Raw genomic sequence first — 14,365 nt, 5'->3', positions numbered from 1 at the left:
TTGATTTTGCTTCAAATTGCGCAGTTCATCCCGTGGCGCACAAATTAACTCTTGGCTATTGGTATTTTATTGGTATTATCACCGAGGAGGAGGATCCGATCGTGCATTTCGTGCTCGGCATCGATGGCGGCGGCACCAGTTGCAAGGCCGCGCTGGCGACAGCGGACGGCGCCGTGATCGGCCGCGCCAGGAGCGGCGCCGCCAATATCCGCACCGACCTCACCGGCGCCCGCACCCATATCGTCGACGCCGCCAGGCAGGCCTTCCTCGCCGCCGGGCAGGACCCGGACCTCATACCGGAAACGCCGGCGGTCCTCGGCCTCGCCGGCGCCAATGTCGGCACCTACCGCCAGCAGTTGCAGGCCATCCTGCCGTTCGCCGCGAGCCGGGTCGAGACGGACGCCGAGATCGCGCTGGAAGGCGCCGTCGGCGCCGGCGACGGCGCCATGGCGATCGTCGGCACCGGAACCGCCTACATGGCGCGCAAGGACGGCAAATCGCGCGCCGTCGGCGGCTGGGGCTTCCAGGTCGGCGACCAGGGCAGCGGCGCGCGCATCGGCCGCGACCTCCTGGAACAGACCCTGCTCGCCCATGACGGCATCCGCCCGGCCTCACCGCTGACCGACGAGATGCTCGCCGTCTTCCGCAACAACCCTGAGGATGTGGTGGAATTCACCACCAACGCCAAGCCGGGCGATTTCGGCGGCTTCGCGCCCAAGGTGTTCGAGCACGCGGCCAAGGGCGACGCCGTCGCGCAATGGATCGTCGACAAGGCGGTCGGCGACGTCGAGGCGGCGCTCGGAGCGCTGGAGCTGAGGCCCGGCGATCCGCTCTGCCTGCTGGGCGGGCTCGCCGGGCTCTATGCGTCGCGCCTCACCGAACGCTACCGGGCGCAATTGAGACAACCGCTGGACGACGCGCTGGGCGGCGCGGTCAGCATGGCGGCGCGGCTGTTTTCGGAGCAGGGCCGATGAGCGAGGCCGCCGACGAAATCTTCGCCACGCTCCGGCAATCCGGCCAGAGCGGCGCGCCGCTCTACCTGCAACTGCGCCGAAGCATCGAGGACGCCGTCAGGCGCGGCCTCATCGGCCCCGGCGACGCGCTGCCTTCCGAGCGCGACATCGCCACCAAGGCCGAAATCTCGCGCGTCACCGTGCGCAAGGCGGTGCAGGATCTGGTCAAGGGTGGCATCCTGGTGCAGCGCCACGGCTCCGGCACCTTCGTCGCCCCGCGCATGGAGCGCGTCGAGCAGTCGCTGTCCCGGCTCACCTCCTTCACCGAGGACATGGCGCGGCGCGGCATGGCGGTGCGCTCGCAATGGCTGGACCGCGGCCTCTACGCCCCCTCGCCCGACGAGATGATGGTGCTCGGCCTCGCCGCCAGCGAGCTGGTGGCGCGGGTGGCGCGCCTGCGCATCGCCGACGACACGCCGCTCGCCATCGAGCGCGCCTCGCTGTCGGCGCGCGTGCTGCCCGATCCGGCGGGGATAGGCTCCTCGCTCTATGCCGCGCTGGAGGCGACGGGCAACCGCCCCGTGCGCGCCGTGCAGCGCATCTCGGCCGCCAATCTCGGCGAGGGCGACGCGCGCCTGCTCGACGTGGCGCCGGGCGCGGCGGGCTTGCGCATCGAGCGTATATCCTATCTGGCCAGCGGCAAGGTGATCGAGTTCACCCGCTCGGTCTATCGCGGCGACGCCTACGATTTCGTCGCCGAACTCAGGCTTGGCATCACCGCCGACGAAACAGGGAGAGGCGCATGAGCGACCACAAGACCCATATGCGGCGCGAAGTCGAGGAAATCCCGGAAGCCGCCGCACGGCTGCTCGACGGCTCGGGCGCCGCGCTTGAAGCCGCCGGCCGTGACATCGCAGCGCGAGACCCGCATTTCCTGGTGACGGTGGCGCGCGGCTCCTCCGACCATGTCGCCGCCTTCATGAAATACGCCGTCGAACTGACCGCCGGCCTCGCCGTCGCCTCGGTCGGCCCTTCGGTCGCCTCGATCTACGGCGCGAAACTCAGGCTCGCCGGCTCCGCCTGCCTGGCCGTCTCGCAATCCGGCAAGAGCCCCGACATCGTGGCGATGGCCGAAAGCGCGAAAGCAAGCGGCGCGCTCACCATCGCGCTCACCAACACCGCCGGCTCGCCGCTGGCCACCGCAAGCGATCACGCCATCGACATCCTCGCCGGCCCGGAACGCAGCGTCGCGGCGACCAAGACCTTCGTCAACTCGGCCGTCGCCGCCCTTGCTCTGATGGCGCATGCCACCGGCAATACCGGCCTGCTCGAGGCGCTGAAGGCGCTGCCTAGCCAGCTCGAACAGGCCATCGGCTGCGACTGGATGGCCTTGGCGCCGGCGCTCGAAGGTGACAGCTCGCTGTTCGTGCTCGGCCGCGGCCCGTCCGCCGCGATCGCCGCCGAGGCGGCGCTGAAGTTCAAGGAAACCTGCGCCATGCACGCCGAGGCCTACAGCGCGGCCGAAGTGATGCACGGCCCGCTGGCGCTGGTCGGCCCCGGCTTCCCGGTGCTGACGCTGGCCGCGCGCGACGCTTCTGAGCCGTCGCTGGCCGAGGCCGCCGACGCGCTCGCCGCCAAGGGCGCGGACGTCTTCGTCACCTCGGCGCTGGCGAAGGCGGCAAACCAGCTGCCCCATGTCGCGACCGGCCATCCGCTGACCGACCCGCTGCCGCTGATCGTCTCCTTCTATGCCTTCGTCGAGGCCTTCGCGCGCCATCGCGGGCTCGACCCCGACACGCCGCGCAACCTGCGCAAGGTGACGGAAACGCTGTGACGGGGGCCGCGACGTGACCGAATCCTTCGCCCTCACCGCCAGGCGCATCTTCGACGGCGACGGCTGGCACGAGGATGCCGCGCTCGTCGTCCGCGACGGGCTGGTCGAGGCCATCCTGCCGACGGACGCCTTGCCGAAGACTGTGAAGCGCATCGACACCGGCGACCTGCTGGCGCCCGGCTTCGTCGACCTTCAGGTCAACGGCGGCGGCGGCGTCATGCTGAACGACCATCCCGACGTGGCTTCGATCCGCACCATCTGCTCGGCACACGCGCCGTTCGGCACCACCGCATTGTTGCCGACGCTGATCACCGACACGCCCGAAATCACCGCCGCCGCGATCACCGCCGGCGAACAAGCGGCGCGGGAGGCCGTGCCCGGTTTCCTTGGTCTGCACCTGGAAGGCCCGCATCTGTCGCTGGCCCGCAAGGGCGCGCACGACCCGAAGCTGATCCGGCCGATGACGGAGGCCGACCAGGCCGCGCTGATCGCGGCACGCAGGCACCTGCCGGTGCTGTTGACGACGGTGGCGCCGGAATCGGTCGACCCGCAGCAGGTGGCGGCCCTCGCGCAAGCCGGCATCGTCGTCAGCCTCGGCCACACCGACACGAATTTCGCCGCCGCGCGGGCCTATGCGCATGCCGGTGCCTCGGTGGTCACGCATCTGTTCAACGCGATGAGCCAGATCGGCAATCGCGAGCCGGGGCTGGCGGGTGCGACGCTCGACACGCAAGGCCTATCGGCCGGGCTTATCGCCGACGGCATCCATGTCGATCCGGCGACCATCGGCATTGCCGTGCGGTCCAAGCGGGGACCGGGAAAGATCTTCCTCGTCACCGACGCCATGGCGACCATCGGCACCGACATGGCGTCCTTCACCCTCAACGGCCGCACCATCTACCGCAAGGACGGGAGGCTTACGCTGGCGGACGGCACGCTGGCAGGCGCCGATCTCGACATGATCTCGGCAGTCCGCTTCATGCATCGCACGATCGGCCTCGAGCTTGCCGAGGCGCTGCGCATGGCTTCCCTCTACCCGGCCGAAGCGGTCGGCCAGGCACACCGGCTCGGCCGCTTCGCCAAGGGCACGGCGGCGGATGTCGTGGCGCTGTCCGACGCGCTCGACGTCAAGGGCGTATGGATCGGCGGCCGGCAGGTGGCCGGATAACCTCTTTTCCTTCTCCCCGTTCAGGGGAAGGTCCGCAGGGCGGCCCGAAGTGCCGGATGAGGGGCGGTGCTAACGATCGGAAGCTGGCGCCGCCCCTCACCTGCCTGCCGGCCTCCTCTCCCCGTAAACGGGGCGAGGAAAGCTGGCCGCAACGTCGGCGATCCCCCTCTCCCCGTTTACGGGGAGAGGGTAAGGGTGAGGGGCGGCGCGACCTTCGCCATAGACGTCATCCCACCCCGACATAGCGCTTCACCGCCGAAGGGTCGGCGCGCAGCACGTCTACCCCGACCGTCTCGCGGTTGCGGCCGTTCTCGATGAAGGCGACACGGTCGGCGACCGGCAGCACGGCGTCGACCCGCTGCTCGACCAGGATGGTGGAGACGCCCTGCTCCCGCAGCTTCGCCACCGTCTCGCGGATCTTCGCGATCATCGACGGCATCAGGCCTTCGGTCGGCTCGTCGAGCAGCAGCACCTTCGGTTCGAGGCAGAGCGCGCGGGCCATGGCGAGCATCTGCTGCTCGCCACCCGAGAGCGTGCCGGAGCGCTGCTTCAGCCGTTCGCGCAGCAGCGGAAACAGGTCGAGCACGGCTTCGCGGACGGACGCGCCCTTCTTGCGCGCCATCAACCCGATCTCGATGTTCTCGGCCACCGTCATATCGGCGAACAGGCGCCGGCCCTGCGGCACGTAGGCGATGCCGGCCTTCGGCACCTCGTGCGCCGGCAGGCCGGCCAGGTCCCGCTCCTCCAGCCGGATCGAGCCGGCCGCAGCCGGCACAAGGCCCATGATCGCCTTCAGCGTCGTCGTCTTGCCGGCGCCGTTGCGGCCGAGCAGGCACAGCACTTCGCCCCGCTCCAGCGCAAGGTCGAGGCCGAACAGCACCTGCACTTCGCCGTAGAAGGCGTCGAGGCCGGCAATGGCGAGGATGGCGCTGTCGCTCATGCGGCTTCCCCCGCCCCGGTGCCGAGATAGGCCGCCTGCACGGCGGCGTCGGAGCGGATCTGTTCGGGCGTGCCTTCGGCCAGCACGCGGCCGGCATCGAAGACGGTGATGCGGTCGGCCAGTTGCATGACCAGCGGCATGTTGTGCTCGATCAGAAGCACCGTCGCATCCTCGGCGACCGTGCGCACCAGCCGGACGAAGTCCTCGATCTCGGCGTCGGACAGGCCTTGCGTCGGCTCGTCGAGGATGAGCAGGCGCGGTTTCAGCGCCAGTCCCATGGCGACCTCCAGCAGGCGCTGGTGCCCGTAGGCAAGCTGGCCGGCCTGCATGGCGGCACGGTCGGCCAGCCCGACCTTTTCGAGCGCCGTCAGGACGCCGGTGTGTATGGCGCCGCGGGAGCGTCCGTCGGTCAAGGTGCGCTGCACCGGAAGCGCCACGTTGTCGTAGACGCTCAAATTGGGAAAGACGCTGGTGATCTGGAAGGTGTAGGCGATGCCCAGCCTGACGCGGCTGTGCGGCGGCATGTCGGTGATGTCGCCGCCGTCGAACAGGATCATGCCGGCGCTCGGCAGGACGCGGCCGCAGACCATGCTGACGAAGGTGGTCTTGCCGGCGCCGTTGGGGCCGATGACGGCGCGGATCTCGCCCGGCATCAGCGTGAAGTCGACGCCGTCGACGGCCTTCAGCCCGCCGAAGCGGCGCGTCAGCCCCTTGGTGACGAGCAGCGGGTCCATGGGCAGCGGGCCGATCATGGCAGCCATCCAAGCCAGCGGGCGCGCAGCGTGCCGAGGATACCTTTCGGGAAGAACAGCACCAGAAGGATGAGCACGACGCCGACGATGAGCAGCCAGGCGGAGGTGAAGGAACTTGCCGTGTCGGTGACGACATACATGACCAGCGTGCCGAGGAGGGGCCCGAGCGTCGTGGCGGCACCGCCGAGCAACACCCAAAGCAGCGGCAGGATGGAATATTGCACGCCGGCGAAGTTGGCGCCGACATAGCCGAACAGCAGCGCGAAGGCCGCACCCGCCGCTGCCGAGATCGTGCCGGAGACGGTGACGGCCGCGAGCTTGTTGGCGAAGGTGTCGTAGCCCAGCATCTTCGTGCGCTCCTCGTTCTCGCGGATGGCCACCAGCACGCGGCCATGGCGCGAGCGCACCAGCGCCAGGGTGGCGAACAGCGCTGCGGCAAACAACGCCAGCGCCGCCATGTAGCGCACGGTCGGGTCCGTGAGGTCGAAGGCGGCACCGAGATTCAGGATGCGCGCCGGCTGCGGGATCACCAGGCCCTGGTCGCCGCCGGTCCAGCCGGCGAAATAGATCAGGGACAGCGCGAAGACCTGCGCGAACATCATGGTGACGATCATGAAGGCAACGCCGGAGGTGCGCAGCGCCAACAGGCCGATGACAAACGCAAGCACCGCACCGCAGGCAATGCCGCTGACGAAAGCCAGCGGCACGGAGAAGCCGAAATGGACGATCGTCAACCCGGTGCCGTACATGCCGGCGGCGAAGAACATGGCATGGCCGAGACTGAGCAGGCCGGCATAGCCGAACAGCACATTGTAGCCCATGGCGAACACCGCCAGCACCATGATGCGTGCCATCAGCCCGTGATAATAGGCCGGCAGCACGAAATTCAGTGCGAACAGGACGGCGAGCACAACAAGGTGCAGGCCGTAGACCTTCGCGGGCCTGTCGTCCCCGCTCATCGCGCCGCCGTCCCGAACAGGCCCTGCGGGCGGAACACCAGCACCAGCGCCACCGCCAGCGTGGCGATCATCTTGGCCAGCGTCGGCGAGAAGAACATGGAGACGACGCCGTCGGAGACACCGATCAGCACGGCCGCCACCACCGTGCCGCGCAGTGAGCCCAGACCGCCGATGATGACGACGATGAAGGAGAGCAGCAGCGGGTCCTGCCCCATCAGGTAATGCGCCTGGCTGATCGGCACGATCAGCACGGCGGCAAGGGCGGCCAGCATGGCGCCGAGCGCGAAGACGCCGGCATAGACGCGGCCGACCGGGATGCCGAAGGCCTGCGCCGTCTCGCTGTCATACTGCGTGGCGCGCATGGTGAGGCCGATCTTCGTGCGCGTCAGCACCAGCCAGGTGGCGATCAGCAAAAGGGCGGCGGTGGCGATGATGGAGAGCTTGTAGGCGGAATAGCCGAACCACGGCAGCGACAGGCGGACGTTGAAGGGCGGCGCCACCGGCCGCGCTTCGGGGCCGTAGAAGGTCAGCGCCAGTTGCTGGATGATGTAGAGCAGGCCGATGGTGGCGACGATGGTGGATTCGGGATTGTAGTTCAGCCGCGACAGCACCAGCCGCTCGGCCAGCCACGCCACCGCGCCGACGACCAGCGGCGCGATCACCAGCGCGGCGACGAAGCCGAGGGCGGGATGGCCGCCGAGCGCGTTCGCCACCGCCCAGGCCAGCACCGCGCCCAGCATGAAGAACTCGCCGTGCGCCACGTTGACGATGCGCATGACGCCGAAAACCAGCGACAGGCCAAGCGCCGTCAGCGACAGGACGGCTGCGGTGACGAGGCCTTCGAGAATGGCCAAAAGGAGATGCGGACCGAAGGCCATTCAGGCGTCACCTTGGTCTTCGATCGGAGGCCATTGGCGGGACGTATGGAAGTGCAGTCGCACTGCTGGGCGGCGAAGACAAGGAACACAAGCAGCAGCGCGCAAATTTCTTCCCACAATGTGGGCATGGTGATTGCATATGGCGGCGCTCCCCCACCCTAACCTTTCCTCACAAAGGCAGGGCTATCGCACATGGCGCTCCCCCTCTCCGTCTTGCTTCGCAAGCCACCTCTCCCCCACTTCGTGAGGGGAGAGGATGGGCACCAAGGTTGCGGCCGGCGTATCCTCTCCACCCGAAACGGGGGGAGAGGTGGCGCGCCCGCAGGGCGCGACGGAGAGGGGGTAACGCGCCATGTGCGATAGCCCTGCCTTTGTGAGGAGAGGTTATGGTGCACAACGACAGGCTTCACTCGGTGGCCTCATCGATCCGGCGCCGAAGTCCCCCGCCGAATTGCGGCTCTGGCTCCGACCTCCTCTTGGGTGGACCATTTCCCTTCGGCAATAGATTGCCTTGCCTTCTCCACCTTGCGGCGCAGAAACTCGACATATTCCCTATCCTGCTGAACGTAGTCGCGCATGAATTCACGCACGATCTGCGAAGCGGGACGGTCGGCGGCGGCGGCAGCGGCCATGAAGGCGTCGCGCAGTTCCGGTTCCAGCTTCATGGTGAAGACGGCTTCCTTGGCCATGGCAAAGGCTCCTTTTCGATACTGACGACGTATATACGCCGTCAGTATCCTGGCGACAAGGAAAGCCTACAGCGGCTGGGTGGTGTAGTCGGCTTCCGGCTCGTACATGCCGTCCTCGATCGTCGTCTTGTGGACGACGTTGAGCTTGCCGCCTTCCAGCTTGGAGATGTTCTGGCTGCCGAAGACCTGATGGATCTTGCCGTTGAACACTTTCTTGCCCTGCGGGTGCTCCGGCCCTTCGGCGAACTCGGTCAGCGCCTCGGTCGCCTCGACCAGCTTGGCGCGGTCCTGCGGCCCCTTGTAGTCGGCGTCCTCCATCGCCTTCTTTATGACGTAGAGCGTCTCCCAGCAGCCGAACATGTGGGCGGCGGTGGAGACGTCCTTGGCGTCGCCGACGGCGGCGCCGTTGTCGTCGATGCCGACGGCGGCGCGATAGGCCTTCTCGGCCTCGCTGTCACCCGCCTGCGCATAGCGCGGCGAGCCTTCCCAGAAGTGGCTGCCGTCGAGATATTCCAGCCCGGGGCTGTTGATGTCGACGGCCTCCAGCGAATCGATGAAGCCGAACAGCTTCGGGCCGTTGGAGCCGTAGAAGTCTCCGAGTTCCTTGACGAAGGTGAGCACGGCCGGGCCGACCATGACATGGTAGATCACTTCCGTCTCGGCCGGAATCTGCGGGAAATACTTGGTGAAGGAGGATTCCGTCGGCGGGATGGCGATCTGCGCCACCACCTTGCCGCCGGCCTTCTCGATCGCCGGCGGCAGGTAGTCGCGATGATCGTAGCCGAAGGCGTAGTCGGGGAAGATCATGGTGACCTTCTTGCCGGCGTTGGCGGCGATCCACGGGGCCACCGAGGTGACCTGCGCGCGCACGTCGGTGATGCCGGGCTGCAGGCACCAGCGGTTCATCTTGCCGGAGGCGACATGGTAGCCCTCGGAGATGACGTAGTAGGGGATCTTCAGTTCGCCGGCGGTCGGCGCCGAAGCGATGACGACGTGGGAGAACAGCGTGCCGTAGACGATGTCAGTCTTGTGCTGGTTGGCGAACTTGGCCACCACCTCAGCACCTCGGGCGGCATCGGTGCCGTCGTCCTCGACGATGATCTCGATCGGGCGGCCATTGATGCCGCCGGCATCGTTGATGGCCTTGACGGCGGCGTTGGTGGTGCGCTCGTACCAGCGGCCATAGGCGGCGCCGATGCCGGTGCGGTGCGCCTGGAAGCCGATCCGGATCGGCTCGGAGCTTTGCGCCTGGGCATAGCGCACGAAGCCCGGCGCCACCGCCAGCCCGGCGCCGGCGGCCAGGCCCTTCAGCGCGGTGCGGCGGCTCAGCCGGTTGCCGGAGAGGTCGAAAAATCCCTTGCGGTCAGTCATGGCGGTTCCCCTTTGTTATCGACGTCGACCAACGGATGAAGACGAGAGCGGCGCTCCTGCGACGGACGCGGAAAATTGCATGTGTACAAACTAAATCATCAAAGCCCGGGCCTGACAAGCGAGCTTTCCGCAACGGCAATCGGCCCGCTCGCGATCATACCGCCGGCGCCGACAGGAGCCACAGGCCGAAAACGGTGTAGGCGACCATCAGAAGCGTCAGCGGCACCTGGCTGAGCACGGCGGCGCGGGCGCCGCCGTGCAGCCGGGCCGCGAGCCCGTGCGCCACCAGCACGGCGAGCACATGGCCGGCGACGATGGCGCCGGCCTGCACGTTCCACAGCCACCAGGCCGAGTGCGCGCCGGCGACGATGCCGGCCGAGACATGCAGGTGCGCGGTGCCGATGAGGTTCCAGCCGCGCGCGAACGGGTCAGACAGCGCGACCAGCGCATACTGGCCGTCGACCAGCAGCGCCGTCAGGTAGTGGGCGACATGATAGGCGAGCGCGATCGGCACGATCGACCACACCAAAAGGCCGGCGGCGCGGCCGAACGGGACACCGTCGCCGGCAAGGCGCTGGCCGAGCCATACAGCAAGCAGGAAAGCGCCGGCGAGCAGCAGGAACGTCAGCACGAGGCCGAAGGCGCCGATGCCCATGAGCGCCGTGCGACCCGGATAGTCGAGCGGATTGACGCCGAACCGTCCGAGCCAGAAGAAGGTCTTGGACAGGCCGTCGAAGGAGACGGAGGACAGCGCCAGAAGGATGAACGCCGTGCCGCTCGCCGCCAGCGGTGCGGCGCCGAAGAGCTTGGAACCGGGCAGGCAAAGAGCAAGCCGGCGGCCCGTGCGCTCTACCACGCCGAAGCGCGCGACCATGGTGAAGAACAGCGTCAGGAATTCGCCCTGGCGGCTCCACGGCCGGTAGCCGAAGGCGAGCATGGCGGCAAAAGAAAACAGCCAGTAGAGGCCGGCGGCCGTCGCCAGCCGGGCCGGATCGTCGGGCGCCGGGTCGACCAGTTCGAACCAGGCGAACGCGAAGAACAGGACGAAAGCCGGCCAGCAGCCGAGCCATGCCGGCAGCCGCCATGGCACGCGTGGACCGAGCAGGCCGGCGGCGAGACGCCAGGGGCCGTACCAGGGATTGAGCCATCGCCAGACATCGCCGAGAAGGCCCTGCACCAGGACCAGCCCGGCCCACAGAAGCGTCCATATCGTCAGCGGCAGCGGATTGGAGAGCGGATCGCGGCTGCCGACGAAGCCGGCCACGACCAGTGCTGCGAAGACGGCGAAGGACAACAGCGAGACGGCGAGGCGCGGGCCTTCCCCGGCCTCTAACAAAGGCACGCGGCGGCGCCACAGCCGCGCCGGCGCGCTAGCCGGCAGCAGAGCGAGCACGAGGAAGGACACGGCGACAGCGACGGCGCCGCCGAGAAGGTAGTAGCCGGTCGGCAGAAGCAGCACATGGCCCCGGTCGGAGGCATGGGCGAAGGCGGATGTGGGGAGAAGAAGCGGGACAATGACAGCGAGGAGACCGCCCATGCCCGCTCTCTGTTCTGCATTCAATGATACCTCCCTCCCCCTTGCGGGAAGTGACAAGGGGTGGGGGTTGCGACCGGGCGGTATCGGCGAAATTCCCATATGCAAACCGCCCTGCTAAAATTTCACACCTTCACCAGCTGCCGCACGCGATCCTCCTCGCCGAAGATGCGCAGGTAGCGGGCAATCTCCTTCCTGTCGCCGGTGGCCTTTTCGGGATTGTCGGACAGCTTCACCGCCGGCCGGCCGTTCGCCTCGGTCACCTTGCAGACCAGCGAGATGGGGTTCAGCCGGTCGGTCGGCGTCGGCGCGCAATCCTCGAAGTCGTTGGTCAGGTTGGTGCCCCAGCCGAAGGCCATGCGCACCTTGCCCTCGAAATGTTTGTAGGTGTCGATGATGGTGTCGACCTCCAGCCCGTCGGAGAAGATCAAGAGCTTCTTCTTCGGGTCCCTGCCCTTCTCGCGCCACCAGGAAATGATCTTCTCGCCACCCTCGATGGGCGGCGCGCTGTCCGGCCGGAATCCGGTCCAGTCGGCCACCCAGTCGGGCGCGTCGCGCAGGAAGGCCGCCGTGCCGAACGCGTCCGGCAGCACGATCAGCAGGTTGCCGCCATAGTAGCGTTGCCAGTCCAGCAGCACCTGATAGGGCGCCGCCTTGAGTTCCTTTTCGGTATCGGCAAGGGCCGCCAGCACCATCGGCAATTCGTGTGCGTTGGTGCCCAGCGCCTCCAGGTCGGTGTCCATGGCGAGCTTGACGTTGGAGGTGCCGGTGAAGGCATCGCCGATGCCTTCCTTCAGCGCCTCCACGCACCAGCGCTGCCACAGGAAGGAATGGCGGCGGCGAGTGCCGAAGTCGGAGATGTTGATGCCCGGCAGCTTCTTCAGAAGCTCGGTCTTGGCCCACATCTTGGCCTTGGCGCGGGCATAGAGCACGTCGAGCGCGAAGGGGCCGAACTGCCGCATGGCGGCGCGCGAACGCAGCTCGTTGATGATGGCGAGCGCCGGGATCTCCCACAGCGTCGTCAGCATCCACGGCCCCGCGAAGGTCAGCTCGAACTGGCCGTCGCGCTTTTCCAGATGATATTCAGGCAGGCGGAAATCCTCCAGCCAGGCGAGAAATTCCGGCTCGAAGATCTGCTTGCGGCCGTAGAAATTGTTGCCGCCCAGCCAGATCATCTCCTTCTTGGAGAAATGCAGCGTGCGGGCATGGTCGAGCTGTTCGCGCAACTCGCCTTCGTCGATCTCGTCGGCCAGCCGGACGGGGCTGCGGTTGATCAGCGAGAAGGTGGCGTCGACCTTCGGGTACATGCCCCAGATCATCTGCAGCATGAGAAGCTTGTAGAAATCCGTGTCGAGCAGACTGCGCACGATCGGATCGAGCTTCCAGGTGTGGTTGTAGACGCGCCGTGCGATGTCGGTCTTGGTCATGCGGTCCGGCCCCGGGTCGGAGTGGCTGATCAGGCGGTTGCGACAGGCCTTCTAGCATCGAATCGCGCAACGCGCTGCCTGCTTCGCCCTTGGTCCATAAGAAAACCCCGGCCTTCGCCGCGGGGTTTTCTTATGGGGAACGCGCCGATCGCGTGGCAGTAACAGGCGTATTCGCAGTAGCCGCTCCGATAGAAGACAACGAAATCACCGGCCTTGCCGGTTTCGGCCAGCCGGTCGAGCGTATCCGGCACCGCCTGCCCGGTGCCGGGGCCGGGCACGGAAATCCCCTTGTCGAGATTCTCGCCGCCGTCCGCCGGGACGGTGACGGCGGCGCGGGGTCCGTCTCAGCCGAAATCCGGCGCCGGCGCCAGCCGGCCACGCCGCAGCCAGCGCGCCAGAAGCAGGATCGACACCGACGCCAGCCCGACCGAAAGGCCGATCCAGATGCCGTTGCCCTGCAGGCCGACGTAAAAGGCCAGGACCACGCCGAGCGGCAGGCCGATGCCCCAATAGCCGATCGCCGCATAGATCATCGGCACGGTGGTGTCGTGCAAGCCGCGCAGCATGCCGGACGCCACCGCCTGCGCGCCGTCGAAGATCTGGAACAGGGCGGCAAAGGCGAGGAACGACACCGCCAGCACGATGACCGGCGCGTTGGCGGGATCGGTGACATCGACGAAGGCGCTGATGAGCGGGCGCGGCCACAAGAGCATGACCAGCGCCATCAGCGCCATGAAGGACACGCCGAGGATGAAGGCCGTCCAGCCGGCGCGACTCACCCCCTCCTTGTCGCCGGCGCCGTGAGCGAGGCCGACGCGCACCGTCACCGCCTGATTCAGGCCGAGCGGCACCATGAAGGTGATCGAGCAGACCTGCAGGGCGATGGCGTGCGCCGCCAGCGGATCGGCGCCGATCAGGCCCATCAGGAGCGCGGCCGCATTGAAGATGGTCACCTCGAAGGCGAGGATGCCGGCGATCGGCAGGCCGAGCTTCAACAGGCCCATGAAGCGCGGCCAGTCGGAGCGCCAGAAGCGACCGAACAGGCGGTAGCGGCGGAACTGTCGCTCGACCAGCACCACCACCGTCATGCCGATGAACATCAGCGTCGAGGACAGCGTGGTGGCGAGGCCGGAGCCGGCGATGCCCATGGCCGGGAAGCCGAAATGGCCGAACATGAACAGCCAGTTGAACAGGGCGTTGGCGGCCACGGCCAGAAAGACGATGACCAGCGCCCAGCCCGGCCGCTCCAGCGCCGAGATGAAGGACCGCAGGATGATGTAGCCGTAGAAGGGCAGCACGGCCCATTGCAGCCAGTGCAGGTAGATGCCGGCCAGATGTGCCAAGTCCGGCTCCTGCCCCATCAGGAGCAGCAGCGCCTCGCCGTGCCAAAGGATGAGCCAGATGGGAATTGCGACCAGAACGGCCTGCCACAGGCCCTGCCGCACGGTGCGGCGGATGTCGCGCACCGAATGGCGCTTGCGGCCGAGCTCGGTCGCCATCATCGGCGAGGTGGCGAGCATCAGGCCGAGGCCGAAGATCATCAGCATGAAATAGAGGTTGGAGCCGAGGGCGCCGGCCGCCAGCTTCGCGGGGCCGAGCCGGCCCATCATCATGACGTCGGTGGCCGTCATCGCCGTCTGGCCGAGATTGGTCAGCACCATCGGCCAAGCGAGCGCCACCGTCGCCTTGATTTCGGAGCGCCAGAGATTTTCCGGCGCGCGCGCTCCGGCTTCCATCACGGACATGGTCGTCAATCCACACACGGCGCGTCGGCAAATCGGCCGGAAGCCGCACGAATCGCCGCGGCACGTCATGGCGCCGCGGGCAAGATGCGGTTTGTCGACGAAAAGGCGCAAAAAG

At 67.5% G+C, this 14,365-nt stretch carries 14 protein-coding genes; 4 read left to right on the top strand and 10 right to left on the bottom strand.

The genetic code is table 11. The features are described from left to right. The first annotated feature begins 101 nt into the window (after window positions 1-101). Genes FGU64_RS16770 through nagA form a run of 4 tightly spaced genes read left to right on the top strand, consistent with a single transcriptional unit; the run spans window position 102 to window position 3,955 of the window. A complete protein-coding gene (locus tag FGU64_RS16770; RefSeq protein WP_139954208.1) occupies window positions 102-974 on the top strand; it encodes an N-acetylglucosamine kinase in 873 nt (290 codons plus the stop codon). After that, entirely contained in the window at window positions 971-1,759 is a 789-nt protein-coding gene (locus FGU64_RS16765; RefSeq protein WP_136354491.1) for a GntR family transcriptional regulator, read from the top strand. The genes FGU64_RS16770 and FGU64_RS16765 overlap by 4 nt, the downstream gene beginning before the upstream one ends. Continuing rightward, window positions 1,756-2,787 (top strand): SIS domain-containing protein, encoded by a 1,032-nt coding sequence (locus FGU64_RS16760; protein ID WP_139954207.1) that lies wholly within the window; start codon window positions 1,756-1,758, stop codon window positions 2,785-2,787. The genes FGU64_RS16765 and FGU64_RS16760 overlap by 4 nt, the downstream gene beginning before the upstream one ends. 13 nt (window positions 2,788-2,800) lie before the next feature. Continuing rightward, complete coding sequence (gene nagA, locus FGU64_RS16755) at window positions 2,801-3,955, top strand: N-acetylglucosamine-6-phosphate deacetylase (RefSeq protein WP_139954206.1); 1,155 nt, start codon at window positions 2,801-2,803, stop codon at window positions 3,953-3,955. A 226-nt stretch (window positions 3,956-4,181) separates the two neighbouring features. On the opposite strand, the gene FGU64_RS16750 is transcribed toward nagA, so the two are convergent. The 10 genes from FGU64_RS16750 to FGU64_RS16705 form a co-directional block, all read right to left on the bottom strand. After that, the gene (locus FGU64_RS16750) at window positions 4,182-4,895 is read right to left on the bottom strand and encodes an ABC transporter ATP-binding protein (protein ID WP_139954205.1); all 714 of its coding nucleotides are present in this window, start codon (window positions 4,893-4,895) and stop codon (window positions 4,182-4,184) included. Further along, on the bottom strand, window positions 4,892-5,629 hold the full coding sequence (locus FGU64_RS16745) for an ABC transporter ATP-binding protein (protein ID WP_139955420.1): 738 nt from the start codon (window positions 5,627-5,629) through the stop codon (window positions 4,892-4,894). The genes FGU64_RS16750 and FGU64_RS16745 overlap by 4 nt, the downstream gene beginning before the upstream one ends. Before the next feature lie 14 nt (window positions 5,630-5,643). Next, window positions 5,644-6,606: a branched-chain amino acid ABC transporter permease gene (locus tag FGU64_RS16740; protein WP_139954204.1), complete on the bottom strand. Its 963-nt coding sequence runs from the start codon at window positions 6,604-6,606 to the stop codon at window positions 5,644-5,646. Next, window positions 6,603-7,484 (bottom strand): branched-chain amino acid ABC transporter permease, encoded by an 882-nt coding sequence (locus FGU64_RS16735; protein WP_139954203.1) that lies wholly within the window; start codon window positions 7,482-7,484, stop codon window positions 6,603-6,605. Before FGU64_RS16735 ends, FGU64_RS16740 begins: the two co-directional genes overlap by 4 nt. A gap of 419 nt (window positions 7,485-7,903) precedes the next feature. Then, the gene (locus tag FGU64_RS16730) at window positions 7,904-8,173 is read right to left on the bottom strand and encodes an antitoxin of toxin-antitoxin stability system (RefSeq protein WP_139954202.1); all 270 of its coding nucleotides are present in this window, start codon (window positions 8,171-8,173) and stop codon (window positions 7,904-7,906) included. Window positions 8,174-8,239: 66 nt separating this feature from the next. Beyond that, window positions 8,240-9,544: an ABC transporter substrate-binding protein gene (locus FGU64_RS16725; protein ID WP_139954201.1), complete on the bottom strand. Its 1,305-nt coding sequence runs from the start codon at window positions 9,542-9,544 to the stop codon at window positions 8,240-8,242. 154 nt (window positions 9,545-9,698) lie between these two features. Beyond that, a complete protein-coding gene (locus tag FGU64_RS16720) occupies window positions 9,699-11,081 on the bottom strand; it encodes a hypothetical protein (protein WP_139954200.1) in 1,383 nt (460 codons plus the stop codon). 122 nt (window positions 11,082-11,203) lie between these two features. Then, entirely contained in the window at window positions 11,204-12,505 is a 1,302-nt protein-coding gene (pncB, locus tag FGU64_RS16715) for a nicotinate phosphoribosyltransferase (RefSeq protein WP_139954199.1), read from the bottom strand. A 29-nt stretch (window positions 12,506-12,534) separates the two neighbouring features. Then, on the bottom strand, window positions 12,535-12,783 hold the full coding sequence (locus FGU64_RS16710) for a hypothetical protein (RefSeq protein ID WP_139954198.1): 249 nt from the start codon (window positions 12,781-12,783) through the stop codon (window positions 12,535-12,537). 66 nt (window positions 12,784-12,849) lie between these two features. After that, window positions 12,850-14,250, bottom strand: a complete 1,401-nt coding sequence (locus FGU64_RS16705; RefSeq protein WP_139954197.1) for an MATE family efflux transporter — start codon at window positions 14,248-14,250, stop codon at window positions 12,850-12,852. Window positions 14,251-14,365: the final 115 nt, after the last annotated feature.

The organism is Mesorhizobium sp. 8, from assembly GCF_006351905.1.
Lineage (GTDB): Bacteria > Pseudomonadota > Alphaproteobacteria > Rhizobiales > Rhizobiaceae > Mesorhizobium > Mesorhizobium composti.
This window is presented reverse-complemented; position numbering and strand designations above follow the sequence as displayed.